The sequence below is a fragment of the Nocardiopsis flavescens genome (genome assembly GCF_900141985.1).
GTDB classification, from domain to species: domain Bacteria; phylum Actinomycetota; class Actinomycetes; order Streptosporangiales; family Streptosporangiaceae; genus Nocardiopsis; species Nocardiopsis flavescens.
The window spans coordinates 39062-62211 of sequence record NZ_FQZK01000003.1; the positions used below are offsets into that span (position 1 = coordinate 39062).

General features: G+C 74.9%; 22 protein-coding genes. 11 read left to right on the forward strand and 11 right to left on the reverse strand.

Annotation, left to right across the window (positions count from 1 at the left end):
• Window positions 1-82: 82 nt before the first annotated feature.
• A complete protein-coding gene (locus tag BUE45_RS06835; RefSeq protein ID WP_073376569.1) occupies window positions 83-2698 on the reverse strand; it encodes a bifunctional FO biosynthesis protein CofGH in 2616 nt (871 codons plus the stop codon).
• 236 nt (window positions 2699-2934) lie between these two features.
• Between BUE45_RS06835 and BUE45_RS06840 the strand changes: the two genes are divergently transcribed.
• The 4 genes from BUE45_RS06840 to BUE45_RS06855 all read left to right on the forward strand — a co-directional run bounded on the left by BUE45_RS06840 (window position 2935) and on the right by BUE45_RS06855 (window position 6803).
• Complete coding sequence (locus BUE45_RS06840; protein WP_073376572.1) at window positions 2935-3894, forward strand: lysylphosphatidylglycerol synthase domain-containing protein; 960 nt, start codon at window positions 2935-2937, stop codon at window positions 3892-3894.
• A gap of 70 nt (window positions 3895-3964) precedes the next feature.
• The gene (locus tag BUE45_RS06845) at window positions 3965-4570 is read left to right on the forward strand and encodes an RNA polymerase sigma factor (protein WP_073376575.1); all 606 of its coding nucleotides are present in this window, start codon (window positions 3965-3967) and stop codon (window positions 4568-4570) included.
• Window positions 4567-5643 (forward strand): CU044_5270 family protein, encoded by a 1077-nt coding sequence (locus BUE45_RS06850; protein ID WP_073376577.1) that lies wholly within the window; start codon window positions 4567-4569, stop codon window positions 5641-5643. The genes BUE45_RS06845 and BUE45_RS06850 overlap by 4 nt, the downstream gene beginning before the upstream one ends.
• Window positions 5644-5756: 113 nt before the next feature.
• Window positions 5757-6803 (forward strand): hypothetical protein, encoded by a 1047-nt coding sequence (locus BUE45_RS06855; RefSeq protein WP_084737005.1) that lies wholly within the window; start codon window positions 5757-5759, stop codon window positions 6801-6803.
• A gap of 280 nt (window positions 6804-7083) precedes the next feature.
• On the opposite strand, the gene BUE45_RS06860 is transcribed toward BUE45_RS06855, so the two are convergent.
• The 3 genes from BUE45_RS06860 to BUE45_RS06870 are packed head-to-tail and all read right to left on the reverse strand — an operon-like array spanning window position 7084 to window position 11216.
• Window positions 7084-8196 carry a glycosyltransferase family 4 protein gene (locus BUE45_RS06860; RefSeq protein ID WP_073376582.1) on the reverse strand — a complete coding sequence of 371 codons (1113 nt, stop codon included), beginning with the start codon at window positions 8194-8196 and terminating at the stop codon, window positions 7084-7086.
• Entirely contained in the window at window positions 8193-9125 is a 933-nt protein-coding gene (locus BUE45_RS06865; RefSeq protein ID WP_073376584.1) for a glycosyltransferase family 2 protein, read from the reverse strand. The genes BUE45_RS06860 and BUE45_RS06865 overlap by 4 nt, the downstream gene beginning before the upstream one ends.
• 51 nt (window positions 9126-9176) lie before the next feature.
• Entirely contained in the window at window positions 9177-11216 is a 2040-nt protein-coding gene (locus BUE45_RS06870; protein WP_073376586.1) for a hypothetical protein, read from the reverse strand.
• A gap of 131 nt (window positions 11217-11347) precedes the next feature.
• Here BUE45_RS06870 and BUE45_RS06875 point away from each other — a divergent pair, with 131 nt between their 5' ends.
• Entirely contained in the window at window positions 11348-12160 is an 813-nt protein-coding gene (locus BUE45_RS06875) for a TIGR03089 family protein (protein WP_073376588.1), read from the forward strand.
• Between the two features lie 141 nt (window positions 12161-12301).
• A complete protein-coding gene (locus tag BUE45_RS06880; RefSeq protein WP_073376591.1) occupies window positions 12302-13243 on the forward strand; it encodes a DUF3592 domain-containing protein in 942 nt (313 codons plus the stop codon).
• Window positions 13244-13330: 87 nt separating this feature from the next.
• Here the strand turns inward: BUE45_RS06880 and BUE45_RS06885 are convergent, their stop codons facing one another.
• From BUE45_RS06885 to BUE45_RS06895, 3 genes are all read right to left on the reverse strand, one after another.
• Window positions 13331-13516 carry a hypothetical protein gene (locus BUE45_RS06885; RefSeq protein ID WP_073376593.1) on the reverse strand — a complete coding sequence of 62 codons (186 nt, stop codon included), beginning with the start codon at window positions 13514-13516 and terminating at the stop codon, window positions 13331-13333.
• A 192-nt stretch (window positions 13517-13708) separates the two neighbouring features.
• Window positions 13709-14923 carry an amidohydrolase gene (locus tag BUE45_RS06890; protein ID WP_073376595.1) on the reverse strand — a complete coding sequence of 405 codons (1215 nt, stop codon included), beginning with the start codon at window positions 14921-14923 and terminating at the stop codon, window positions 13709-13711.
• An 81-nt stretch (window positions 14924-15004) separates the two neighbouring features.
• Window positions 15005-15823 (reverse strand): helix-turn-helix domain-containing protein, encoded by an 819-nt coding sequence (locus BUE45_RS06895; protein ID WP_073376598.1) that lies wholly within the window; start codon window positions 15821-15823, stop codon window positions 15005-15007.
• A gap of 188 nt (window positions 15824-16011) precedes the next feature.
• On the opposite strand from BUE45_RS06895, the gene BUE45_RS06900 reads away from it, so the two are divergent.
• Together BUE45_RS06900 and BUE45_RS06905 are read left to right on the forward strand one after the other, a co-directional pair.
• The gene (locus BUE45_RS06900) at window positions 16012-16392 is read left to right on the forward strand and encodes a PLDc N-terminal domain-containing protein (RefSeq protein WP_073376600.1); all 381 of its coding nucleotides are present in this window, start codon (window positions 16012-16014) and stop codon (window positions 16390-16392) included.
• Between the two features lie 89 nt (window positions 16393-16481).
• Window positions 16482-17129 carry a peptidylprolyl isomerase gene (locus BUE45_RS06905; RefSeq protein ID WP_073376603.1) on the forward strand — a complete coding sequence of 216 codons (648 nt, stop codon included), beginning with the start codon at window positions 16482-16484 and terminating at the stop codon, window positions 17127-17129.
• 105 nt (window positions 17130-17234) lie between these two features.
• On the opposite strand, the gene BUE45_RS06910 is transcribed toward BUE45_RS06905, so the two are convergent.
• Window positions 17235-18413, reverse strand: coding sequence for a cysteine desulfurase family protein (locus BUE45_RS06910; RefSeq protein WP_073376605.1), 1179 nt, complete (start codon window positions 18411-18413; stop codon window positions 17235-17237).
• A gap of 50 nt (window positions 18414-18463) precedes the next feature.
• Between BUE45_RS06910 and aroA the strand changes: the two genes are divergently transcribed.
• A complete protein-coding gene (gene aroA / locus BUE45_RS06915) occupies window positions 18464-19735 on the forward strand; it encodes a 3-phosphoshikimate 1-carboxyvinyltransferase (RefSeq protein ID WP_073376608.1) in 1272 nt (423 codons plus the stop codon).
• Window positions 19732-20742, forward strand: a complete 1011-nt coding sequence (gene rsgA, locus BUE45_RS06920; RefSeq protein WP_073376611.1) for a ribosome small subunit-dependent GTPase A — start codon at window positions 19732-19734, stop codon at window positions 20740-20742. Before aroA ends, rsgA begins: the two co-directional genes overlap by 4 nt.
• Before the next feature lie 24 nt (window positions 20743-20766).
• Here the strand turns inward: rsgA and BUE45_RS06925 are convergent, their stop codons facing one another.
• Window positions 20767-21171: a winged helix-turn-helix transcriptional regulator gene (locus tag BUE45_RS06925; RefSeq protein ID WP_073376614.1), complete on the reverse strand. Its 405-nt coding sequence runs from the start codon at window positions 21169-21171 to the stop codon at window positions 20767-20769.
• Between the two features lie 94 nt (window positions 21172-21265).
• On the opposite strand from BUE45_RS06925, the gene BUE45_RS06930 reads away from it, so the two are divergent.
• On the forward strand, window positions 21266-22156 hold the full coding sequence (locus tag BUE45_RS06930; RefSeq protein WP_073376616.1) for an NAD(P)-dependent oxidoreductase: 891 nt from the start codon (window positions 21266-21268) through the stop codon (window positions 22154-22156).
• 35 nt (window positions 22157-22191) lie between these two features.
• On the opposite strand, the gene BUE45_RS32420 is transcribed toward BUE45_RS06930, so the two are convergent.
• Window positions 22192-22440: a hypothetical protein gene (locus BUE45_RS32420; RefSeq protein ID WP_394328509.1), complete on the reverse strand. Its 249-nt coding sequence runs from the start codon at window positions 22438-22440 to the stop codon at window positions 22192-22194.
• Complete coding sequence (locus BUE45_RS06940) at window positions 22434-23012, reverse strand: TetR/AcrR family transcriptional regulator (RefSeq protein ID WP_073376621.1); 579 nt, start codon at window positions 23010-23012, stop codon at window positions 22434-22436. The genes BUE45_RS32420 and BUE45_RS06940 overlap by 7 nt, the downstream gene beginning before the upstream one ends.
• Window positions 23013-23150: the final 138 nt, after the last annotated feature.

The window sequence follows — 23150 nt, forward strand, 5'->3', positions numbered from 1 at the left end:
CTTCCCGCTCCGCGCGGCCCCGTACGGAAGAGGGCGGGAGCGCCCGTCCCCCGGCGCTCCCGCCCTCCCCCTTCCCCGGGCCTCAGGCGAGGGGGAGGGGGCGGCGGAGGATGCTCGGGGCGACGCCGTCGCGGGCCAGTGCGGTGCGGCGGCGCTCCTCGGGGACCTCGCCGTAGAGGGTGGTGCGCTGGCGCAGCGGGCGGCCGGTCGGCTCGACCAGGGCGCGGATGTCGGTGATGGTCTTGTACGAACCCTGGTCCGAGCCCGCCATGCGGCTGATGGTCTCCTCCATCAGGGTGCCGCCCACGTCGTTGACCCCGCCGCGGAGCAGCAGCCGGCAGGTGTCCTCGGCGAGCTTCACCCAGGAGCACTGGATGTTGTCGATCGCCCCGTGCAGCAGCAGGCGGGCCAGCGCGTGCACCGCCCGGTTCTCCCGGACCGTGGGCCCCGTGCGGGCCAGGCCCGCGAGGTAGATGGGGGCGCTGGTGTGCACGAACGGCAGCGGCACGAACTCGGTGAACCCCGGCCGCCCGTTGCGCTCCAGGGAGCGCTCCTGGAGCGAGCGCAGCAGCTTGATGTGCGCCACCCAGTGGCGGGGCGAGTCCACGTGCCCGTACATCATCGTCGACGTGGTGGGGATGCCCAGGTCGTGCGCGGTGGTGATGACGTCGATCCACGCGCTCGCCGGGAGCTTGCCCTTGGTGAGGACCCAGCGGATCTCGTCGTCGAGGATCTCGGCGGCGGTCCCCGGGAGCGACCCCAGGCCCGCGTCGCGGGCCCGGGTCAGCCACTCGCGGACCGGCAGGTCGGTGCGGGCCGCCCCGTTGACCACCTCCATCGGGCTGAACGCGTGGACGTGCATCCGCGGAACGCGCTCGCGGACGGCGGCGGCGATGTCGAAGTAGGCGGTGCCCGGCAGGTCCGGGTGGATGCCGCCCTGCATGCACACCTCGGTGGCGCCCGCGTCCCACGCCTCCTCGGCGCGGTCGGCGACCTGGTCCAGCGACAGGGTGTAGGCGTCGGCGTCGGTGCGGCGCTGGGCGAACGCGCAGAACCGGCAGCCGGTGTAGCAGACGTTGGTGAAGTTGATGTTCCGGGTGACCACGAACGTGACGTCGTCGCCGACCGCGTCGCGCCGCACCCCGTCGGCCAGCTCCGCCAGCGCCTCCAGCTCCGCCCCGTCGGCGTGCAGCAGCGCCAGGGCCTGCGCGTCGGACAGCCCGGCCGGGTCCCTCTCGGCGGCCCGCAGGGCCCCGGAGACCTCCGGGTCGAACCGCCGGGGCACCGCGCCCTCGCGGTCGACCTCGCCGCGCAGGGACTCCCAGTCGCCGTACACCGCGTCGAAGTCGCCGCGCCGGTCTGTGGTGCGGCCCTCGGTGTCGACGGCGGTGTGCAGGTCGGTGCGCCCGCGGGAGGTGAGCACCGCCTCGGGCTCTTGCCAGGGGCGGCCCACCAGCGGCGCGTCCTCGACCGCCAGGCCGGTGACCGGGTCGGCGAGCGCCTCCACGTGCGCCCGCAGCCGCGGGTCGAGCCAGGGCTCCCCCGCCCGGACGTACTCCGGGTAGACGGTGAGCCGCTCCCGGAGCTCGAACCCCTGGGCGGCGCTGCGGGCGGCCAGGTCGTCGATCTGCGGCCAGGGCCGCTCCGGGTTGACGTGGTCGGCGGTGAGCGGGGAGACCCCGCCCCAGTCGTCGATGCCCGCGCGGAGCATGAGCGCGTACTCGTCGCGGCCGCCGTCCTCGGCCCCGATGAGGTTGGGCGGCGCCTGGATGTGCGCCCTGGGCCCCATCACCAGGCGGGTGACGGCGATGGCGGCGGCCATCCCGTCGATCTCGGCGTCGGCCCGGTGCATCATCGCGGTGTCCGGCTTGGCGCGGAAGTTCTGGATGATCACCTCCTGGATCCCGCCGTGGCGGCGGGCGGCGGCGCGCATCGCGAAGATGGACTCGGCGCGGTCGGCGACGGTCTCCCCGATGCCCAGGAGGAGGCCGGTGGTGAAGGGGACGTTCGTGCGGCCGGCGTCCTCCAGGGCGCGCAGGCGCACGGCGGGGTCCTTGTCCGGACTGCCGTAGTGCGGTTGGCCCTTCTCCTCGAACAGCCGCCGGGAGGTCGTCTCCAGCATCATGCCCATGGAGGGGGCCACGGGCTTGAGGCGCTGGAAGTCGGACCAGGTCAGCACGCCCGGGTTGAGGTGGGGCAGGAGCCCGGTCTCCTCCAGGATCATGATGGCGGTGGCGCGCACGTAGGACAGGGTGTCGTCGTAGCCGTGGGCGTCGAGCCACTCCGCGGCCTGCCGCCACCGGTCCTCGGGCCGGTCCCCCAGGGTGATGAGGGCCTCCTTGCAGCCCATCGCGGCGCCCTTGCGGGCGATGTCGAGCACCTCGTCCGGGGACAGGAACGGGGCCGGGAGGCGGCCGGGCACGGTCGCGAAGGTGCAGTAGTGGCAGCGGTCGCGGCACAGGCGGGTGAGCGGGACGAACACCTTGCGGCTGTAGGTGACCACCCCGGGCCGGCCCGCGGCCTCCAGGCCCGCGTCGCGTACCCGGGACGCGTGTCCCAGGAGGGTTTCCAGGTCCTCGCCGCGGGCGTGCAGCAGGACCTCCGCCTCGGCGGCGTCCAGGGTCTTGCCGTCCCGGGCGCGCGCGAGGGCGCGGCGCAGGGCGGACGGGGCGGGGGCGGGTTCGTTCGCACCGGTCATAAGCGGCACCCTACGCCCCGCCGGTTCCGCTCCGGTGAACCGCGTCGGCCGGGCGCGGGAGGGCGTAGGGTCGGCCCTGGACCGTGTTCCCCCGGTCCGCGCCCCCGCTCCGGTCCGGCCGGAGGAGGGGCTGGGCGGGGGCCGGACCCTCCTTGGGGCCCGCCGGGGCCCGCGGCCCCCGGCGGCGCGGGAGGGTTGCCGGAGAACAGGCCGCGGACACGATGAGGAGGGACCGGGTGCTCGCTCGGCTGCGCCGCGACCCCTGGGTGCGGCTCGCGCTGCTGGTCCTGCTGTGCGCGTGCGCCGGGTGGGCCCTGCACGGGCACTGGGAGCAGGCCCGCGACACCGCGCTGTCCCTCCCGCTGTGGACGCTTCCGCTGGCGGTGCTGGCCGGGATGGCCGGGCTGACCGCGCAGATGATGGCCTGGCGGGCGCTGCTGGCCGGGCTGGGCTCCCCGCTGCCGGTGCCGGTGGCGGCGCGGGTGATGTTCGTGGGCCAGCTCGGCAAGTACCTGCCGGGGTCGGTGTGGGCGTTCGTGGCGCAGGTGGAGCTGGCCCGCGACCACGCGGTGCCCCGGGTGCGGGGCACCGCGGCGACGCTGCTGGCCGTGGGGGTGACGGTGGCCGCGGGCCTGGCGGTGGCGGCGGTGGCGCTGCCGCTGTCGTCGGCGGAGGCGGCGCGGACGTGGTGGTGGGCGCTCGCCCTGGCCCCGCTGCTGCTGGCCGGGCTGCACCCGCGCGTGGTGCGGTGGGGGGTGCGCCTGGCCGCGCGTCCCTTCGCCCGGTTCCGCGAGGTGGCCGAGGCCGGGCCGCTGGACATCGGCGGCCGGGCGATGGCCGCGGCGCTGGGGTGGACGCTGGCCGCCTGGGTACCGCTGGGGCTGCATCTGTGGGTGCTCGTGTGGGCGGTGGGCGGCGACCCGCGGGGGTCGCTGGCCCCGGCGGTGGGCGCGTACGCGCTGGCGTGGACGCTGGGCCTGCTGGTGGTGTTCGCCCCGGCCGGGCTGGGGGTGCGCGAGGCGGTGCTGGTGGTGGCCCTGGCCCCGGTGGTGGACGCCGGTGCGGCCCTGGTCGCGGCGGTGCTGTCGCGGCTGGTCATGACGGTCGCCGACGTGGCGTGGGCGGGGTTGTCGGTCCCGCTGGCGCGGTTCGGTGGCGCGGCGGCGGACGCCGACGGGCGGCCCGGACCGGCGTGAACCCCTTTCCGGGGATCGGGCTACTACAGGTAGAAGCACGCCTCTGACGTCCCCCACGGATCGGACCCCCATGTCCCCCACCGCCTCCCGGGCGCAGGCGCACGAAGGAGCGGAGAGCGACGCGTCGGTCATCCGCCGGTCGCTGCACGAACCCGCCGGCTTCGGTGAGATCTTCCACCGGCACGCACCCGCGCTGCATCGCTACACCGCCCGAAGGCTGGGCTCCGCCGAGGCCGAAGACGTGGTCGCCGAGACCTTCCACATCGCCTTCCGCGAACGGCGGCGCTACGACCCTGCGTACCCGGACGCACGCCCATGGCTGTGGAGGATCGCCGCCAACCTGATCCGCAGACACCACCGCACCGAGACGCGCCACTACCGCGCCCTGGCGCGGACCGGCGCCGACCCGGTGCTGGAGGGGCACGCCGACCGGGTGGACGCGCGGGTGGACGCGGACGCGGTGTCGGCCTCCCTGGCCAGCGTCCTGGCCCGGCTCTCCAAGGGCGACCGCGACGTCCTGCTGCTGATCGCCTGGGGAGATCTGACCTACGAGGAGGCCGCCTCGGTGCTCGGCATCCCGGTGGGTACCGTGCGCTCCCGGCTGCACCGCGCCCGCAGAATCCTGCGCGCCGCCCTGTCCGCGTCCGCCGTCATCAACGAGGAGGGGACCCGGTGAACGAGCTCGACCACCTGAGGACCCTGAGGTCCCAGATCCCCGAGCGCACCTCCGAGGAGTTGGCGCTGCTCACCGGTTGGCGGCCTGGCCGCGGGGAGTTCCGGCCGGTGCGCCGCCCCCGCCTGCTTCCGCTGGCGCTGAGCGGCCTCGCGCTGGTCGCGGCGGCCGCCGTGTTCCTGGCGCTGGTGGTGTTCCCCGGCTCGTTCACGGTCGGCGTGGGCCCCGCCGTCGACCCCTCCGAGGAGGCGATCGAGGAGGTGGAGGGCGACCCGATGGAGACCATGGGTCCGCTCATCGAGAAGATCGGCGCCCAGGAGCAGACCGGGACCGTGTGGTACACGCGTTCGGAGACGACCGAGGCCATCGGTGTGGGCCCGGCGGACGACCCCTACGCGATGCTGTACCGGATCACCGGTGAGCACTGGCGGAACACGGCGTTGTCGCAGTCGAGCCACCGGGGTCTGGACGACCGCTGGGAGCCGGCCTCCGAGGAGCAGCGGGCCGCCTGGGAACGGGACGGCTCCCCGCAGACGTGGACGGAGAGCACGAACGGGGATGTGTCGATCGCCCAGGAGCACGCGATGGATGTTCCGGGCCCGCCGTACAAGGACTGGTACTACGTCATCGGTGACACCGTCCAGTTGGAGGACGAGGACCTGGCCGCCCTGCCGACCGACCCCGACGGACTGCGGGGGGAGTTCGGTCTGGGCACGGCGGTCCGCCCCGGCGACAGGCCCCTGCAGCCCTATTTCGACGCCGCCGCCCTACCGACATCGCCCGAGGTGCGCGCGGGGATCTACGAGATGATCGCCCAGGCCCCGGAGGTGGCGCCCTTCGAGGGCGAGGACGTGCTGGGGCGCCCGGCGGTCGGTATCTCCCAGGTGGCGGACGACGGCGCCCAGGGGCGCTTCGAACAGCGGCTGCTGTTCGACCCGGAGACCGCGGAGCTGCTCTCCTACGAGACGATCGTCATCACCCCGCCGGAGCACGCCCAGGCCTGGCAGAGGCCGGGCGAGCACGCCCGGTACGTCGCCTACGAGGAGAGCCTCTGGACCTCCGAAGGCCCGCCGTAGTCCGCGGCGGCGTCCGGGATCCGCGCGGTGGACGACTCGGATCCCGGACGGGTCGGCCACCCGCCCGGAAACGGCGTTCCCCTCTCCCCGCACCACCTGAAACAGGAGCCCCCATGCACCCCGCCCGTTCCCTGCTCCCGGCCACCGCGGCCGTGGTCCTCACCCTGACCGCCTGCGCCCAGGGCGCCGCGGCGCCCGCCGCCGAGACGTCCGCGGAGCCCGTAGAGGAGGTCCCCACCGCCCTGGAGGTGATGGCCCCGGTCATCGAGGAGGCCCGGAACCTGCCCGTCAGGGGCGACGTCTGGAACCTGCGCACCCGATCGGCGGAGGCGTGGGGGGTGGGCCCAAAGGACGACAGGTACGGGGTTTACAACATCTACCACGCCGAAACCTGGAGCTGGGTGGACGAGTACGACATCGGGACCGGCCGGAGCGAGGGAGGCGAGGAGTGGGGGCTGAACGCCCAGCGGACCGATGCGACGACGTGGGAGCTGGTGAACGAGGACGCCTGGGACGCGTGGGAGCGTGACGGCTCCCCCGTTCGGTGGGAGCCCGACCCCGAGGTGGAGCGCGGCGACATCCCCACGCGGGAGGAGGGTTTCGGGGAGATGTCCGGTCCGCATCCCGGGGGCTGGGACTTCGGACTCGGCACCGTGGACCACCAGGGTCTCCAGGAGGCGTCCCCCGACCCCGACGACCTGGAGGAGATGCTGTTCCCCGCCTCGGAGCCCATGCCGGACGACCCGGTGGGGCAGGGTCCTGACGGCACCGGGCACCCGTCGACGACGGGAAGCGGGCACGAGAGCGAGGAGGCGCGGCGGTTCTCCTACGTCAGCCGGTCGCTGCACCTCCCCTTCCCCCCCGAGGTCAGAGCCGGCATGTACACCCTCCTGGCCGGGATGCCCGGCGTCCGGCCGCTCGGTTCGGCGCGGGACGTGTCCGGCCGGTCGGCCGTGGGCGTGGCCTACACCCTCGACCCGACCGATATCGGCGCCGTCGAGCACCGGATCCTCTTCGACCCCGCCACCGGTGGGCTGCTCTCCCAGGAACAGGTGGTGATCGAACCCGCCGCGTCGGAGTCCGACTGGTGCGAGCCCGGAGACGTGGTGAAGTACACGCTCTACGAGTCCTCCATGTGGATCGACGGGCCTCCGCGGTAGGCCCCTGCCGCCCGGGACCCGCGCGGCGGACTGCGCAGCTCCCGGGCGTGCGTCTCTACGGCAGCATGCCGTTCCCCCTGACACAGGCGCCCCCGTGCACCTCGCCCGCCGCCTCCACGTGCTGCCGCCTGCTTCAGGATGCTTCGCCCGGTGCCGGTCGGCAGGTCTCAGCTCCGCTCACCGGCGATGGTGGCGACTCCCGGTTCGTGGTCGTGAACAAGGCCGCGACATCGTCACTTTTCGTGTTTCCACAGAAGGTGCGGCGCAGATGCGGGGCGGCTCAGGCGGCCAGGAGGCGGGTGATGTAGTCGGCCCAGTAGGGGTCCGGGTCGACGGGGCGCACCCCGGCGCGCAGGCGCTCGGGGGCGCCCGGGGCGTAGAACCCCCGGAGCGCGCGGGCCAGGTCGTCGACGTCGCCGGGGGCGCACAGCAGCCCGTCGACGTCCTCGCGGACGTGGTCGGCCAGCGCCCCGGCCCGGGTGGCGACCACGGGCAGGCCGTGCTGGTGGGCCAGCCACACGTTCTGGCTGGCGGTGGCGGTCCGGTAGGGCAGCACCACCGCGTCGGCGGCGGCGTACAGGCCCGGCAGCTCCTCGGCGGGCACGTACCCGTCGCGCAGCCGCACGCGGTCGGCGAGCCCGAGTTCGGCGGCGAGCGCCGACAGCTCCCCGGTCCCGCCCCAGAACTCCCCGGCGACGGTCAGCGCCACGTCGTCGGGCGCCCCCGCGGCCAGGGCCCGCAGCAGCACGTCCACGCCCTTGTAGGGGCGGACGATGCCCAGGAACAGCAGGTGGCGCCGCTCCCCCGGCTCCGGGGCGGCGACCGGGCCGGTCGCGGGCAGGTGCGGGGGCAGCACGGCCGTGACCGGGGCCCGCGCCCCGGGGCCGCGCAGGCCCTCGGCCAGGCGGGCCTGGTCGGCGGAGTGGGCGAGCGCCCCGTCCACCCGGCGCAGCAGCGCCCGGACCAGCGAAACGTCCACGGCCCGCCGCTCGTGCGGCAGGACGTTGTGGCACAGGGCCACCACCCGGGCCGCCCCGGCGCGCACCGACCGCACCCCGGCCAGGAGGCCGAGGTAGGCGGGCACCTGGACGGGCGAGAACAGGGTGAGGACCACCAGGTCGGACTCCCGGGCCAGCCGCCGGCCGACCCGCCACCAGCCGTCGGGCCGGTACCAGGCCAGCTCGCGGCGGGTGCCGGGGTAGGGCTCCCCCTCGGGCTCGTCCACGGTCTGCGTCCCGGGGTAGAGCGCCGCCGGGTACTGGGCGCGCCACGACTCGACCGCGGTGGGGTGCCCGGCCGCCCGGAGCCGGTGCGCCAGCTCGGTGGTGTGCCGGGCACCGCCGCCCTTGTACGGGTGGACCGGGCCCACCAGGGCGACCCGGGCGGCGCTCACGCGCTCTCCCGGGAGCGCACGATGAGGTCGGCCAGCAGGGCGATCGCGGCGATGATCAGCCCCGTCATCAGGATCATGACGGTGTTGTTGGGCATGTACAGCGGGTTGCGCACCTGGTCGAACACGAACTTGGCGGCGCCCAGGCCCAGCAGGGTCAGCGCGGGCGGCATCAGCACCTTGAGCGGGTTGAAGTACATGACCATGCGCAGCACCTGGAGGATGTAGCGGTAGGCGTCGGTGACGAAGTGGAACTTCGACGTGCCGGCGCGCTTGGCGTACTCGATGGGCACGTACCGCACCGGGTGCTGGTTGGACAGGAACGCCAGGGTGATGGTGGTGACGCAGGAGAACCCGGGCGGCAGCAGCCGCAGGTAGGGGCGGGCGACGTCGCGGCGGAACACGCGCAGCCCGGAGTTGAGGTCCGGGATGCGGGTATTGGTGAGCTTCTCGGCGATCTTGCGGATGATCCACTTGGCGGGCACCCGCAGCGCCTTGTGGCTGCCCATCTCCTGGGTGCGGGCGCCGACCACCTGGTCGGTCTCGGGGTCGGCGTCGAGCATGGCGACCAGCTCGGGGATGCGCTCGTTGGGGTAGCTCATGTCCGCGTCGGTCCACACCACGTACTCGCCGCGGGCCCGCTGGCTGCCGATGCGGCGGACCGTGCCGGAGCCGCCGTTGTGCCCGAACGCGATGACGCGCATGCTCGGGAACAGCGGCGCGACCTCGCGCAGCCGCTCCAGGGTGGCGTCGGAGGAGGCGTCGTCGACGGCCAGCAGCTCGTACCCGTACCCGGACGCGTCCATGGCCGAGCAGATCCGCTTGACCTCGTCGACGACGTGGTCCTCCTCGTTGTAGCAGGGCAGGACGATCGTGACCCGCACCGGCGGGTCGTCGGATCGGGAGCGGGCGTCGTCGTGTGTCTGGCTCATGCGTTCTTCTCAACGGGTGAGGGGGCTGCGGCGGGGCGGCGGGGGCGGGGCTCAGGGGCGTGGGACGACCGTGATCCACACGTTCCCGACGAAGGTCCAGTGGCCGGTGGGCGGTTCCATGAGCGTACTCGGATCCATCTGGGCGACGACGTGGAAGGGGCGTTCCGGCGCCGTCCCGGGGACGAGGTCCTCCAGCTGCTCCCAGTCCTCGGAGGCGAGCACGGGCGTGCGGTCGCGCAGCAGGATCTCACCGAGCACGCGGTTGACGTTGTCGGGGGTGGCGTCGTCGAGCGCGGCGGTGGGCACACCGCAGACGTTGCGCAGCAGCGGCATGTAGTTGCCCGCCATCCCGGAGTCGACCACGACCACCGAGGCGTCGTCCGGTAAGGCGGCGCACAGCCGTTCCGCGGCCTCCACCGTCCCCACGTCCTGCCGGTATCCCATGATCCCGGTGACGGAGGTGACGGCGGTGGGGCCGACCATCGCCACGGCGGCCCCGGCGGCGACCACCACCGGGAGCACGCGGGCGGGCGAGCCGTGCCTCTCCGCCTGGACGGCGACCGTGCAGTACCGGGTCAGCCAGGCCAGGAACCAGACCGCGAGCAGCACGAACGCGGGGATCACCAGGACGATGAGGCGGCGGCTGGCCCAGGGGTGGTCGGGGGTGATGGCGGGGCGCACCAGGGTGGTCGCCACCGACCACACCAGGAACATGGCGGGCAGCAGCCACTGGGGGTCGCGCCACCGGGTGAGGCGGCGCAGGACCAGGGCCACGCCCAGAGAGGCGAACAGGACGGTGCCCAGGCCCACGTACCAGCCCACCCAGTACAGGCTCATGTCGTAGTAGGTGCGGCTGCCCTCCACCGGCAGCCCCTCCTGGGACTGGACGTAGGCGACCCAGCCGTCGGTGAAGTCGCTGCCGTGGCCGTAGTCGGGCCACAGGAGCGGGCGGACCGCGAAGCCCGCCATGGTGAGCAGGGCCAGGGCGCCGACGGCGTTGGGGAGCCACCGGACCCGGTCGGTGCGCGGCAGCCCGTACCGCCACAGCGCCGCGGTGCCCGCGACGGCCGCCAGCAGCACCCCGCCGCTGATCATCAGCAGCGGGTCGAGCGAGTCGGACAGGTATTCCAGGTAGGGCAGGGAGAGCCCGTAGCCGGCGTAGAGGCCCAGGCCGGTGCCGAGCGCCAGCCCGCCGAGCAGGGGCAGGGCCTGGCCGCGCCGGGCGACCAGGAGCAGGGCGATGAACCCGACGACGGGCAGCAGGTCGCGGATGGCGTCGATGCGCACCACCAGCGCCAGGCCGAACACGAGTCCGGCGACGGCCGCCAGGGTGTGGGCGCGCGACCACCGGTCGGTGATCCGGGTCCGCGCGACCAGGGCGTCGTAGGCCAGGACGAGTCCGCCGAGCAGGAGGATCTGTGTGACGGGCTCGCTGTAGGTGAACCGGCTGACCCACTGCTGGGGCAGGCACAGGGCCAGCACCAGGGCGCCGAGCGGGGCCCAGCGGGCTCCGACCAGGCGGGCGGTGAGCCCGGCGAAGACGAGGACTCCCAGGGCGCCCAGCAGGGGCGTGGTGACGAGCATGCCGTCGAGGCCGCCCAGCCAGTAACCGACGGCGGTGACCAGGGGGGCGCCCGCCATGAACTGCGGCCAGATGGAGTCGCCGCGTTCGTAGTGGGCCAGGCTCTGGTAGCTCAGCGCGGGGTCGTCGCCGGCGATCAGCTCCCGCTGCTGCGGGATCGGCAGGTGGCCGTTCTCCGCGATCCACACCGTGTACATGGCGTAGGAGGCGGGGTCGCGGCGGATCACCAGGGCCTCGGCGTGGTAGGCGACCTGCACGATCGCGAAGGCCGCGGCGACCACCAGGACCAGGACGACGGGCCACCAGGGCACGTCCTCCTCCGGGTCCGGGATGAGCCGCGGCACCAGGGCTCCGGCCGCGATGACGGCGGGGACCCCCAGGATCAGGGCGATCCAGGGGGTGAACAGGCCGAGTGCCAGCAGGGGGAAGGCAACCAGGAGCCAGGCCGAGACGGCGATCGCGGGGAGCGCGGTGACACGGGCGAGGAATCGTCCGGGAAGCAAGCGCATGGGGTTACTGTGTCACTTCCCGTCACTCCCCCGCACACCGCTCGGCCGTTCGTTACGGACCCGCCGCATCACGGCCCGGGGTCCCACGCGCCGGTGGGCGGCCGGTGCGGGCACGTCCTAGAGTGAGGGCCATGTCCGAAACTCCCGCGCAGCTGTGGCGCGACCTGGTGGCCGCCGATCCGACCCGCCCCTTCACGACCTCCTACGACGCCTCGGGCGGCCGGGTGGAGCTGTCCCGGGCCACCCTGGACAACTGGGTGTCCAAGACCGCGAACATGCTCGTCGACGGGTTGGGGACGCAGCCGGGCGACCGGGTCGCGGTGGCGCTCCCGGTGCACTGGCAGTCCCTGGTGTGGCTGACGGCGTGCTGGTCGGTGGGGGCGGTCGCCGAGGTCGCCGACGGCGCCGCGCCGACCCCGGACGCCCAGGTGGCGGTGGCCGACCCCGACCGCCTGGAGGCGGCCCTGGACAGCGGGGCCGAGGAGGTCGTGGGCACCTCGCTGCACCCGCTGGGGCTGCCGCTGCGGGAGGTCCCGCCGATGGTGCTGGACTACTCGGTGGAGGTGCGCGGGTACGGCGACCGGTTCTCCCCGTACCCGGTCGACCCTCAGGCCCCGGCACTGCGGCTGGGGCGGACCCTGACCGGCGCGGAGCTGGTCGCCCAGGGGCGCGACCGCGCGGAGCGCTGGGGGCTGACCGGTGCCGACCGGGTGGCGCTGTTCCTGGACCCGGATGCCGGGCCGTCCGCCCTGGGCCCGGGTGCGGAGCTGCTGCCGGCGCTGATGGCGTCGGGGGCGCCGGTCATCCTGACGCCCCTCCCCACCGCCGACCCCGGGGAGACCTGGAAGCGGCTGGAGGCGGAGCGGGCCACCGTGTTCGCGACGGTCGGCGGCGCGGAGCCCGCCGGGGACGCCCCCCTGCGGAGGATCTCCCTCTCCTCCTGAGGCCGGCGGCGGAGCGGGCCGAGGGGGAGCGCTCCCCCGCCGGAGGCCGCGCGCGGTCTCCGGGTCCGTGCGGCACCGTGCGGTCCGGCCCGACCCGGCCCGGACCTGCGCCGCAAGAAGCGCACCGGGTACAAAGGGGACATGGACCTCCCCCTCCTCGCCCTCCTTTTCCCCGGGCTCTTCGCGGTCGTCGCACTGGGCTGGATCGTGCGGTGGGTCCGGTCGGCCCCGTCGGCCCTGCGGGGCGACCCCCTCCGGAACGGGGGCGAGCCCGTGTACGGGACCGTCCTCTCCTCGACTCCCCCGGGCCGGGGCGCGGCGGGTCCCACCGTCGCGGTACGGGCGGAGTCGGCGGACGGCCGCCGCACCTGGGAGGCCGTGGACGACTCGGGCCTGGGCGGGTACGACCCCGCACCGGGCACCCGTGTCGAGGGCGTGTACGCGCCCGGCGACCCCTCGCGGCTGCGGGTGCTGCGCATCGCCCGGGCCGACGGGGAGGAGGGCTTCGGGGTCCGGGCCGGCTCCGGGGGCCGCGCGCTGCGGATCGCCGGGGGCGTGCTGGGCGCGCTGGTGGTGTCGGCCGCCGCGGCGATCGCCTGGTCGGCCCCGAGCGGCGCCGTCTCCCCGTTCGGGCTGGTGTTCCTGGTGGTCCCGGCGGCGATCGCGCTCGTGGGGCTGAACACGGTGTTCGCGGGGCTGCCCGGTCTGGTGCGCCTGCTGTCGGGGCTGTACCGCGGGCGGGTGCTGGAGGCGCAGGGCACCGTCACCGACGCCTGGACCGAGACCCGCACCCGGTCGTCGGGGGCCGGCGGCGGGTCGGACCGCTACCTGGTCCACGCGCTCACCGTCCGGTTCACCACCGCCGACGGGCGTCGGGTGCACGCCCGCGACCCCGTGGACCGCCTCTTCGGGGGCCCCGTGGTCGGGGACCCGGTACGCGTCCGCCACGTGGAGTCCGATCCGACGCTCTTCGCCACCGGGACCCTGGCCCCGCTGAACATCGTGTTCGGCAAGGGGCTGCGACTCGTCCTGGGCCCGCTGCTGGTCGTGGTCGGCCTGTCCCTGCTGGCCGGCTTCCTCTGAATCCCCCGGGCTCCCGGGAGCGCACGAGGGGGCGGGGCGCCGCACCCCGCGCGGCGCCCCGCCCCCGCCCCGGCCCGACCCGGGGGCTCACACGGCCAGGCGGTAGTCCCCCGCGGGTCCGCCCCGGCCGCGGGGCCTGCCGGGCCGCCTCGGCTCCCGGTCCCGGCGGCGCTCCTCGCGGATCCGCCGCAGCTCGCGCTCGCGGGCGGCCTCCTGCTCGCGGTCGAGGCGGTGGCGCGCGGCGGCCTCGGCGGCGGGGTCGTGGTACGTCATGGCGTCCTCCCGGAAGTCGTCCCGGGCTCCGTCGTCCCGGATGACCTCAGACTCCCGCTAAGGACCCTGCCCGCGCATCGGCATGTATCCGTATATCGCGGTCCACGGCCGCCTCATATCCCGTGCTCCGCGCCTAAGGACGCCACCGGGCGCGGCCCGGGCCGCCCGGGAGGGCGGCCCGGACAGGCCGGCTCACGCCTCCCGGTAGTAGGCGTCCGCGGCCGTGCCGCGCCGGGCCCCGTAGTCGTAGGTGTAGACCTCGCGGCCCTCGATGAACACGCGCTCGGCGCGGCTGCGCAGGTCCAGCGGGTCGCCCGACCACACCACCACGTCGCCGTCCAGTCCCGGCCGCAGGGAGCCGACGCGGTCGTCCAGGCCCATGATCTCGGCCGGGTTCACGGTGAGCGCGCGGATCGCCGCGTCCGGGTCCATGCCCTCCTTGACGCACAGGGCGGCCTGGAGGACCAGGAACTCGATGGGCACGACCGGGTGGTCGGTGGTCAGCGCCACCTTCACCCCGGCCCGGTCGAGGATGCCCGGGTTGGCCAGGGTCTTGTTGTTGACCTCGACCTTGGAGCGGCTGGTCATCAGCGGTCCGGTGATGACGGGGATGTTCCGCGCGGCCAGCTCGTCCGCCAGCAGGTGGCCCTCGGTGCAGTGGTTGACGATGAGCCGGTAGCCGAACTCGTCCGACAGCCGGATGGCGGTGTGGATGTCGTCGGCCCGGTGGGTGTGCTGGCACCAGGGCAGCTCGCCGTCCAGGACCCGGACCAGCACCTCCAGGGTGTTGTCCCGGTCGAAGGGCTTGCCCTCGCCGGCGGCGTCCTCCCTCTTGGCCCTGTAGTCCTGAGCCTTGGTGAAGGCGTCGCGGATGACCGCGGCCACGCCCTGGCGGGTGGAGGGGAGCTTGTCCTTGGTGCCGTAGACCCGCTTGGGGTTCTCGCCGAGCGCGCTCTTGACGCTGGCGGGGTGCTTGATGAGCCGGTCCTCCATGCTGCGGCCCCAGCACTTGACGGCGACCGTCTGCCCGCCGATGGGGTTGCCCGAGCCGGGCTTGACCACCGAGCTGGTGACGCCGCCGGACAGGGCGTCGACGAAGCCTCGGTCGGCGGGGTTGATGGCGTCCAGGGCGCGCATCCGCGCGCCGTTGGGGTCGGTCATCTCGTTGGTGTCGTCACCGGCCCAGCCGATGCCCTCCTCGTCGATGCCGATGTGGCCGTGGGCCTCGACGAAGCCGGGGAGCACCCACTTGCCCGAGGCGTCGACGACGGTGGCGCCCTCGGGGACGGCCACCTCGGAGGCGGGGCCGACCGCGGCGATCCTGCCGTCGGTGATGAGCACGGTGCCGCCGTCGACGGGGTCCCCGTCGACGGGCACGACGTATCCGGATGTGATCGCGATATCCATGGCGGGCAACCTAGCCCATCATGGGACACCGGCCCAAGACCTTTCGCGGGGGCGCCCCCGCCGAACGCCCCGGCCCCTCCCTCAGCCCTCGGGCCAGCGCGCGCTCAGGACCTCCGAGTCGGCGGTCAGCTCCACCGTGACCTCCTCGATGGCGTCGCGGACCATGGAACACCGCATGACCTGCTCGGATTCGGTGATGAGCTCACCGTCCTGGGCGGCGAACGCGTACACGATGGGTGCGCGGTCGCCGTACTCCAGGAGCCGGAAGGGCCCGCCGAGCTCGGGGTGGCGGGGCGAGTCCTCCGGGATCATGCCCAGCCGGACGATCCCGGCCGACACCAGGTCGGCCAGGAAGTCCCGCTGGGCGTTGAGCACCGCCGCCCCGCCCTGCGGTCTGCGCAGCACCGTCTCGTTGAGGACCACGCGCAGCGTGGGCCCGTCGGGGCCGGTCATCGCGGCCCGCAGGGTCATCTCCTCCTCGACCATGGCCTCCACCTCGGCGTCGGACAGGTCGAAGTAGCTGGGCCGCAGCACCGCCCAGGAGTACTCCCGGGTGCGCAGGAACGGCGGGATGACCACCGGCTGTGTCTCCCACACCTGGGGTGCGTGCACGGTGAGTTCGCGCAGGTCCCCGAACTCGTTGGGAAACGCCTCCGCCTGGAGCGCGACCGCCCAGGCGTCCACCAGCTGGTGCTCGGTCCCCAGCGCGTTGTCGACCCGCTCCACCAGGGAGCGGGCCGGACGGCAGCGGGCGCCCTCCACCTCGCCGAGCTTGTCGTCGCTCACCCCGACGGTAGCGGCGAGTTCGGCGCGTGAGAGCCCCTTGTCCGAGCGGGCGCGCAGGATCCGCGCGCCGAAGGGGAGCCATACCGCCGAGGGCAACACCGTGTTCACGCCCATCATCCTCCTCCGTCGCCCGTGGGGCCGGACCTGGGTCGACGCCGGGCGGCCCCGTGCTCCGACCTTCTCCCGGGGCGGGGGGCCCGGTCAAGCGACCGATCGAGTGCGGCGATCCGTGATAAGTCAGTACAAGGTCTGACAATGCCACCCGGTGTTCCGGGTGTTCCCCCGATCAACAGGAAGATCCCTTGGCCTACCTCTACCTGCTGTTCTTCGCCGTGGCACTGGCCGTGTGGGTGTACGCGCTGTTCGACGTGATCGGCTCGGACGCCGATTCCGTGCGCCTGCTGCCCAAGCCCGCCTGGACGGTGATCGTCCTGCTGCTGCCCAAACTGGGCGCGCTGCTGTGGTTCGCCCTGGGCAGACCGCGCCGGGCCGCCGCCACCGGTCCCGTCCGTCCACCGTCCCCCTTCCCCGAATACGACCACCCCAACCGGGCCCGCGGAGCGACCCCGCAGGACGACGAGGAGTTCCTGCGCCGCTGCCGCGAACGCGCGGAGGAGCAGCGCCGGCGCGCCCGTGAGCAGGCCGAACGCCGGGACGAGGAGCCCGGGGAGGCGCGTGACTGACGGGGTACCGGTAGCGGCCGAGACCCGCGGGGTCGATACCCTGAGTGGCGCCCGCCTTCCCGTCCGTGCCTTCCCCGAAGAGTGATCACATGCGCCTGACCACCCTGCCCGCCGCCCTGCTCGCCGGAGCGCTCCTGACCGCGACCGCCGCCTGCGGCGGCGGGGACCCGGAGCCCGCCTCCCCGTCCTCCCCGACCTCGTCCGAGGTCCCGGACGTGGACGTCAGCGACGTGACGGGCGCCACACTGCACACCAGCCACGGCGACATCGAGGTCGACCTGCTGCCCGACATCGCGCCGGTCACGGTCGCCAACTTCGTCGGCCTGGCCGAGGGCGAGGGGGTGGCCAACCCGGTGACCGGCGAGGAGCGCTTCTACGACGGCACGGTCTTCCACCGGGTCATCCCCGACTTCATGATCCAGGGCGGCGACCCCGAGGGCGCGGGCAGCGGCGGCCCGGGTTACCAGTTCCAGGACGAGGTGGGCACCGGGGAGACCTTCGACGAGCCGGGCGTGCTGGCCATGGCCAACTCCGGCCCGGCCACCAACGGCTCGCAGTTCTTCGTCACCGTGGCGCCGACCCCGCACCTGCAGGACAAGCACACGATCTTCGGGCACGTGGCCGACGACGCGTCGCTGGAGGTGGCCGTGGAGATCTCCCAGGTCGCCACCGAGGGCGCGGACCGCCCGGCCGAGGACGTCGTGATCGAGTCCGTCACCGTCCACCGCGGGGAGTAGGGGCCGCGGCCCCGGTCCGCACCGGGCCGGGGCCCGTCCGCCGGGGCGGCACCGTCCGCGGCACGGAGCCGCCCGCCGCCCCCGGCACAGGGGCCCCGCGGAGGCTCAGCGGCCCCCGCGCCGCTTGGCCAGGGCGGCCCGCGAGCGCTCCACGGCGGGGCCGATCGCCTCGACCAGGGCGTCCACGTCGGCCCCGGTGGAGGTGCGGCCCAGGGAGAGGCGCAGGCTGCTGGAGGCGGTGTCGGGGTCGGCCCCCATCGCCAGCAGCACGTGGCTGGGCTGGGCGACCCCGGCCGAGCAGGCCGAGCCGGTGGAGCAGGAGATGCCCTTGGCGTCCAGCAGCATCAGGAGGGCGTCGCCCTCGCAGCCCGGGAACGACAGGTGCGAGATGCCCGGCAGCCGCCGGTCCGTGTCGCCGTTGACGACCACGTCCGGGACCACCGCGCGCACCCGCTCCTCCAGGGTGTCGCGCAGCGAGGCCAGGTGGTCGGTGTGCTTCTCGCGCTCGGCGACCGCGAGGCCGACCGCGGTGGCGAGCCCGCGCACCAGCGGCGTGGCCAGGGTGCCGGAGCGGACGTCGCGCTCCTGGCCGCCCCCGTGCAGCACGGGGACCGGGGCCAGCCCGCGCGCCAGCAGCAGGGCGCCGGTGCCCACCGGGCCGCCCAGCTTGTGGCCGCTGACCGTCAGCGCGCTCACCCCGGAGCCGGCGAAGTCCACCTCCTCCGCCCCCACGGCCTGCACCGCGTCGGTGTGGAAGGGGATGCCGTACTCGGCGGCGACGGCCGCCAGCTCCGCCACCGGCTGCACGGTGCCGACCTCGTTGTTGGCCCACATCACCGAGACCACGGCGACGGAGTCCGGATCGCGCTCGACGGCCTCGCGCAGGGTCCGCGGGTCCACACGGCCCCGGTCGTCCACCGGCAGCGACTCGTGGACCGCGCCCTGGTGCTCGGCCGTCCAGTGCGCGGGGTCCAGGGCGGCGTGGTGCTCGACCGCGCTGGTGATGATCCGGCGGCGCCGGGGGTCCTGGCCGTGGCGCGACCAGTACAGGCCCTTGATCGCGATGTTGTCCGACTCGGTCCCGCCCGCGGTGAAGACCACCTCGTGCGGGGTGGACCCCAGCACCTCGGCGATGCGCTCGCGCGACTCCTCCACGGCGCGGCGGGCGGTGCGCCCGTGGCCGTGCAGGGAGGACGGGTTCCCGAGGGCGCCGAGCCCGGCCGCGACCTCGGCGATCACCTCGGGGCGGACCTCGGTCGTGGCTGCGTGATCCAGATACACCATGGCGTCACCAAGGATAAGCCTCCGGGGAGGGCGACCGATAACCTTGGGTCATGCCTGAGCCCACCGCACCGCACTGGACCGCCCCCGTCGCGGAGAGTCCCGTCCGCGCCCGCCTCTCCCTGCCCGGCTCCAAGTCGGTCACCAACCGCGCGCTGATCCTGGCGGCGCTGTCGCAGACGCCCTGCCTGGTGCGCCGCCCCCTCGTCAGCCGGGACAGCGAGCTGATGGTGGGCGCGCTGCGCGCCCTGGGCACGGTGGTCGAGGAGCGCGGCGGGGACCTGTTCGTCACCCCCGCGCCGCTGCGCGGCCCCGCCTCGGTGGACGTGGGCAACGCCGGGACGGTGATGCGGTTCGTGCCGCCGGTGGCCGCCCTGGCCGACGGCGACGTGCACTTCGACGGCGACCCCCGGGCGCGGGAGCGGCCGGTGGGAGAGCTGCTGGCGGCGCTGCGCACCCTGGGCGCCGGCATCGACGACTCCGGCGGCGCCCTGCCGATGACCGTGCGCGGGACCGGCCGGGTGCGCGGCGGCGACGTCGTCCTGGACGCCTCGGGCTCCTCCCAGTTCGTGTCCGCGCTGCTGCTCGCGGGCGCCCGGTTCGAGCAGGGGGTGCGGGTGCGCCACGAGGGAGCCCCGGTGCCCTCCCGGCCGCACCTGGACATGACCGTGGAGATGCTGCGAGCCGCGGGCGTGTCCGTGGAGGTCGGGGACGACGTCTGGACGGTGCGGCCGGGGCCGGTCGAGGCCGCCGAGATCACCGTGGAGCCCGACCTGTCCAACGCAGCCCCGTTCCTGGCGGCCGCGCTGGTGACCGGCGGCGAGGTCACCGTCGAGGGCTGGCCCGAGCGCACCACCCAGCCGGGCGACCGCCTGCGGGAGCTGTTCACGCGGATGGGCGGCGAGGTGTCCCGGGCCGACGGGGCGCTGACGTTGCGCGGCACCGGGCGGATCCTGGGCCTGGAGGCCGACCTGCGGGAGGTGGGCGAGCTGACCCCCACCATCGCCGCGGTGGCGGCCCTGGCCTCGACGCCGTCCCGCCTCACCGGCATCGCGCACCTGCGCCGCCACGAGACCGACCGCATCGCCGCGCTGGCCGCCGAGGTCAACCGCCTGGGCGGCGCCGTCCGGGAGCTGCCCGACGGCCTGGTCGTGGAGCCGCGGCCGCTGCACGGCGGTGTCTTCCACTCCTACGACGACCACCGGATGGCCACCTCCGGGGCCGTGATCGGGCTCGCGGTGCCCGGGGTGGAGGTGGAGAACATCGCCACCACCCGCAAGACGCTGCCGGACTTCCCCGGCCTGTGGGCGGAGACGCTCGCATGAGCCGCACGCGGGGCGGGGGGCGCCACCTCGACGAGGACGACATCCGGATCCGCGCCCGGGGCGGTTCGCGGCCCCGCACCCGCACCCGGCCCAAGCACGAGAACGCGGTGGAGGGGCTGGTCACCGCGGTGGACCGGGGCCGCTACCGGTGCCTGGTCGAGGGCGGCCGGGTGGTGGCGATGAAGGCCCGCGAGCTGGGCCGCGGGTCGATCGTGGTGGGCGACCGGGTGGACGTGGTCGGCGACCTCTCGGGAAGGCCGGACACCCTGGCGCGCATCGTGCGGGTCCGTGAGCGCACCTCGGTGCTGCGGCGCACCGCGGACGACACCGACCCGGTGGAGCGCGTCATCGTGGCCAACGCCGACCAGCTGGCGATCGTGTGCTCCCTGGCCGACCCCGCCCCGCAGCCGCGGTTCGTGGACCGCTGCCTGGTGGCCGCCTACGACGCGGGCCTGTCCCCGCTGCTGTGCCTGACCAAGGCCGACCTGGCCGATCCGGACGCGCTGCTCCGGATGTACGAGCCGCTGGGCGTGCCCTTCGAGGTGCTCAGCCCCGAGGGCGGGCTCACGGGTCTGCGGGAACGCCTCGCGGAGCGCACGACGGTCCTGGTGGGGTCCTCGGGCGTGGGGAAGTCCACCCTGTTCAACCGGCTGATCCCGGGCACGGACCGCGCGGTGGGGCACGTCAACGCCGTCACCGGCCGGGGGCGGCACACGTCGACCTCCGCCGTGGCGCTGCCGTTCGAGGGCGGCTGGCTCATCGACACCCCGGGGGTGCGCAGCTTCGGGCTCGCGCACATCGCGCCGGAGGACGTCGTCGGGGGCTTCCCCGACCTGGCCGGATTCGCCCTGGACTGCCCGGCGGGCTGCACCCACCGGGAGGACGCCGAGGACTGCGCGATCGGCGCCGCCCTGGAGCGCGGCGAGGCCGACCCGGCCCGGGTGGCGTCCCTGCGCCGCCTGCTGGCCGGCCGGGAGGGCGACGCCGACGAGGACGTCGAGCCCTGAGGGCGGGCCGGGCCGCCCCGCCGGTCACGGGTGGGCGGGGGCCCTCGCCGCCCGGGGGCGCCCGGCGGCGGGGGCGTCCCCCTCCCCCGCCGCGGCGGCATCCGGGGCGGTGTCCAGGGCGTGCTCCTGTCCCCAGGCCCCCAGCGGCTCCAGCGCCTCGTTGAGGGAGCGCCCCAGCGGGGTCAGCGAGTACTCCACCCGCGGCGGGACCTCGCCGAAGTCCTCGCGGTGGACGAGGCCGTCCTCCTGCATCTCGCGCAGGTGGTCGGCGAGGACCTTCTCGGACACGCCCTCCAGCGCCCGGCGCAGTTCGCCGAACCGGTGCGGGCGCGCGTCCAGCGCCCACAGCACGAGCACCTTCCACCTGCCGCCGATCACACCCATCGCGGCGTCGATCCCGCAGTGGCGGGCCCCCGGTCGCCGGGCCATCGCGTCCCTCCTGCCTGCACGCTCACCCCGGGGTGAGCACCCACGTGAAAGTGCGTACTTGTGGGCTCGGACGCCCGCCGCGAGCCTAGTCGACATGACAGAGACAACCCCTGGAACGTCCCGCGTCGTCCTGCTCGGGCTGGGCGACATGGGCACCGCGTTCGCCCGCTCCTGGCTCTCGGCCGGGTACCCGCTCACCGTCTGGAACCGCACCGCCTCCCGTTCGCGTCCCCTGGCCGCCGAGGGCGCGGAGGTCGCCGCCGACCCCGCCGCGGCGGTGGCCGCCGGGCGGCTGGTCGTCACCTGCCTGCTCGACGACGCCTCCGTCGGCTCGGTCCTGGACGGGGTGGACCTGACCGGCAGGGACCTCGTCGACATCACCACCTCGACCCCCGGCGAGGCGCGGGCCCGGGCCGTGTGGGCCGCCGGGCGCGGAGCACGGTTCGTCAGCGGCGGCGTCATGGCCGTCCCGCCCATGGTGGGCGTCCCGGAGTCGGGCGGGTACACGTTCTACAGCGGATCGCGGGAGGCGTTCGCCGAGCACGGGGCGGCGCTGTCCGTGCCCACCGGCGCCCGGTTCCAGGGCGACGACCCGGGACTGGCCGCCCTGCTGGACGTGGCCCTGCTCAGCGCGATGGACGGCATGTTCGCGGGGCTCACCCACGCCTTCGCGCTGACCCGGCGGTCGGGGGTACCGCCCGCGCGGGTCGCCGAACTGCTGGAGGGCTGGCTGGCGGCGATGCTGCCCGCCGCGGGCGAGTTCGCCCGGCGCCTGGAGAGCGGCGACCTCACCACCGGAGTGGCCTCGAACCTGGCCATGCAGGCCCACGGGGAGAAGACACTGCTGCGCACCGCCGAGGAGGCGGGGGTGAGCACGGAGCTGCTGCTGCCCTACGGCGAGCTGATGGAGCGGCACGTCGCCGCCGGGGGCGGGGACGAGGACGGCGCGGCCCTGGTCGACCGGCTCCTCAAGGCCCCGGCCTGAGCCGGGCCCACAGGACACCGGTCACGGGTCGCCGGTCACGGGTCGACGGTGCCGCCGCAGCGCCGGTGGCGGACCCGGTCGTGCTCCGGGAAGCCCTCGTCGACCGGGCCGCGGCGCAGCGCGGTGACGTCGGCGCCGAACCCGCCGATGACGGCGTCGGCCTCGGTGTACCGGACCCCGGGTTCGAACGCGCGGGCCGCCCGGTCGGGCACGGCCGGCCGCTCGGCCCCGCGCACCGGGACTGCCCGGGTGCGCTCCCGGCCGGGGCCGGGCCCGCTCAACACTCCTCCCGGTGCCCCACCAGCAGCATCCCGTGGGTCACCGTCTCGACCCGGCGGGCCGCCTCGGCCGGGTCGATGGGCTGGAGCGCGTAGGACACGGTGAGGCGCACGCCGACGTCGGCGACCGCCTCGGCCAGGTCCCGGCCGAGGTCGGGCCGGTGCTCGCGCAGGGAGGCGGCGATGCGCTCGCCGAGCACGTCGAGCAGCGGCTCGGATCGGGTCGTCAGCACCGGCAGCAGTTCGCGGTCGCCGGTGACCACGGCGTGCAGCAGCGGGTTGACGCCCGCGGTGTCCAGGATGAGGCGCGCGGTCCGGCTCACGGTGTGGGCGGGGTCCCCGTGTTCGGCGGCCAGGACCCGCATCACCTCGTCGAGCAGGGCGTTGACCTCGCGCACGACGACGGCCTGGAGCAGGCCCTCCTTGCTGCCGAACACGTTGTACAGGGTCTGCCGGGACACCCGGGCCGCGGCCGCGATGTCGGCCATCCGCCGGTCGCCCCACCCGCCGGAGACGACCTCGGCGTAGGCGGCGTCCATGAGGCGCTCGCGGACCGACCCGCCCTCTCTGGTATCCATCCCCCCATGGTGGCATCAGGACACGCGGACTCCCACCCCCCGGCCTCCGGTCCGGAACGCCCGGCCGCGCCGTGTCCTCCCCGCTCCCCGCCCCGCGGCCGGGCCCCTCCCCCGCAGGCACTGCCCGGGTCCCAGGCG

Bases quoted from the DNA above. Each gene is read 5' to 3' on its own strand.
- BUE45_RS06875 (WP_073376588.1), top strand. From the start codon at position 11,348: ATGTCCGAAACTCCCGCGCAGCTGTGGCGCGACCTGGTGGCCGCCGAT.
- BUE45_RS06845 (WP_073376575.1), top strand. From the start codon at position 3,965: ATGTCCCCCACCGCCTCCCGGGCGCAGGCGCACGAAGGAGCGGAGAGC.
- BUE45_RS06905 (WP_073376603.1), top strand. From the start codon at position 16,482: ATGCGCCTGACCACCCTGCCCGCCGCCCTGCTCGCCGGAGCGCTCCTG.
- BUE45_RS06890 (WP_073376595.1), bottom strand. From the start codon at position 14,923: ATGGATATCGCGATCACATCCGGATACGTCGTGCCCGTCGACGGGGAC.
- BUE45_RS06855 (WP_084737005.1), top strand. From the start codon at position 5,757: ATGCACCCCGCCCGTTCCCTGCTCCCGGCCACCGCGGCCGTGGTCCTC.
- BUE45_RS06895 (WP_073376598.1), bottom strand. From the start codon at position 15,823: ATGGGCGTGAACACGGTGTTGCCCTCGGCGGTATGGCTCCCCTTCGGC.
- BUE45_RS06835 (WP_073376569.1), bottom strand. From the start codon at position 2,698: ATGACCGGTGCGAACGAACCCGCCCCCGCCCCGTCCGCCCTGCGCCGC.
- BUE45_RS06885 (WP_073376593.1), bottom strand. From the start codon at position 13,516: ATGACGTACCACGACCCCGCCGCCGAGGCCGCCGCGCGCCACCGCCTC.
- BUE45_RS06865 (WP_073376584.1), bottom strand. From the start codon at position 9,125: ATGAGCCAGACACACGACGACGCCCGCTCCCGATCCGACGACCCGCCG.
- BUE45_RS06930 (WP_073376616.1), top strand. From the start codon at position 21,266: ATGACAGAGACAACCCCTGGAACGTCCCGCGTCGTCCTGCTCGGGCTG.
- BUE45_RS06940 (WP_073376621.1), bottom strand. From the start codon at position 23,012: ATGGATACCAGAGAGGGCGGGTCGGTCCGCGAGCGCCTCATGGACGCC.
- BUE45_RS06925 (WP_073376614.1), bottom strand. From the start codon at position 21,171: ATGGCCCGGCGACCGGGGGCCCGCCACTGCGGGATCGACGCCGCGATG.
- rsgA (WP_073376611.1), top strand. From the start codon at position 19,732: ATGAGCCGCACGCGGGGCGGGGGGCGCCACCTCGACGAGGACGACATC.
- aroA (WP_073376608.1), top strand. From the start codon at position 18,464: ATGCCTGAGCCCACCGCACCGCACTGGACCGCCCCCGTCGCGGAGAGT.
- BUE45_RS06870 (WP_073376586.1), bottom strand. From the start codon at position 11,216: ATGCGCTTGCTTCCCGGACGATTCCTCGCCCGTGTCACCGCGCTCCCC.
- BUE45_RS06910 (WP_073376605.1), bottom strand. From the start codon at position 18,413: ATGGTGTATCTGGATCACGCAGCCACGACCGAGGTCCGCCCCGAGGTG.
- BUE45_RS06880 (WP_073376591.1), top strand. From the start codon at position 12,302: ATGGACCTCCCCCTCCTCGCCCTCCTTTTCCCCGGGCTCTTCGCGGTC.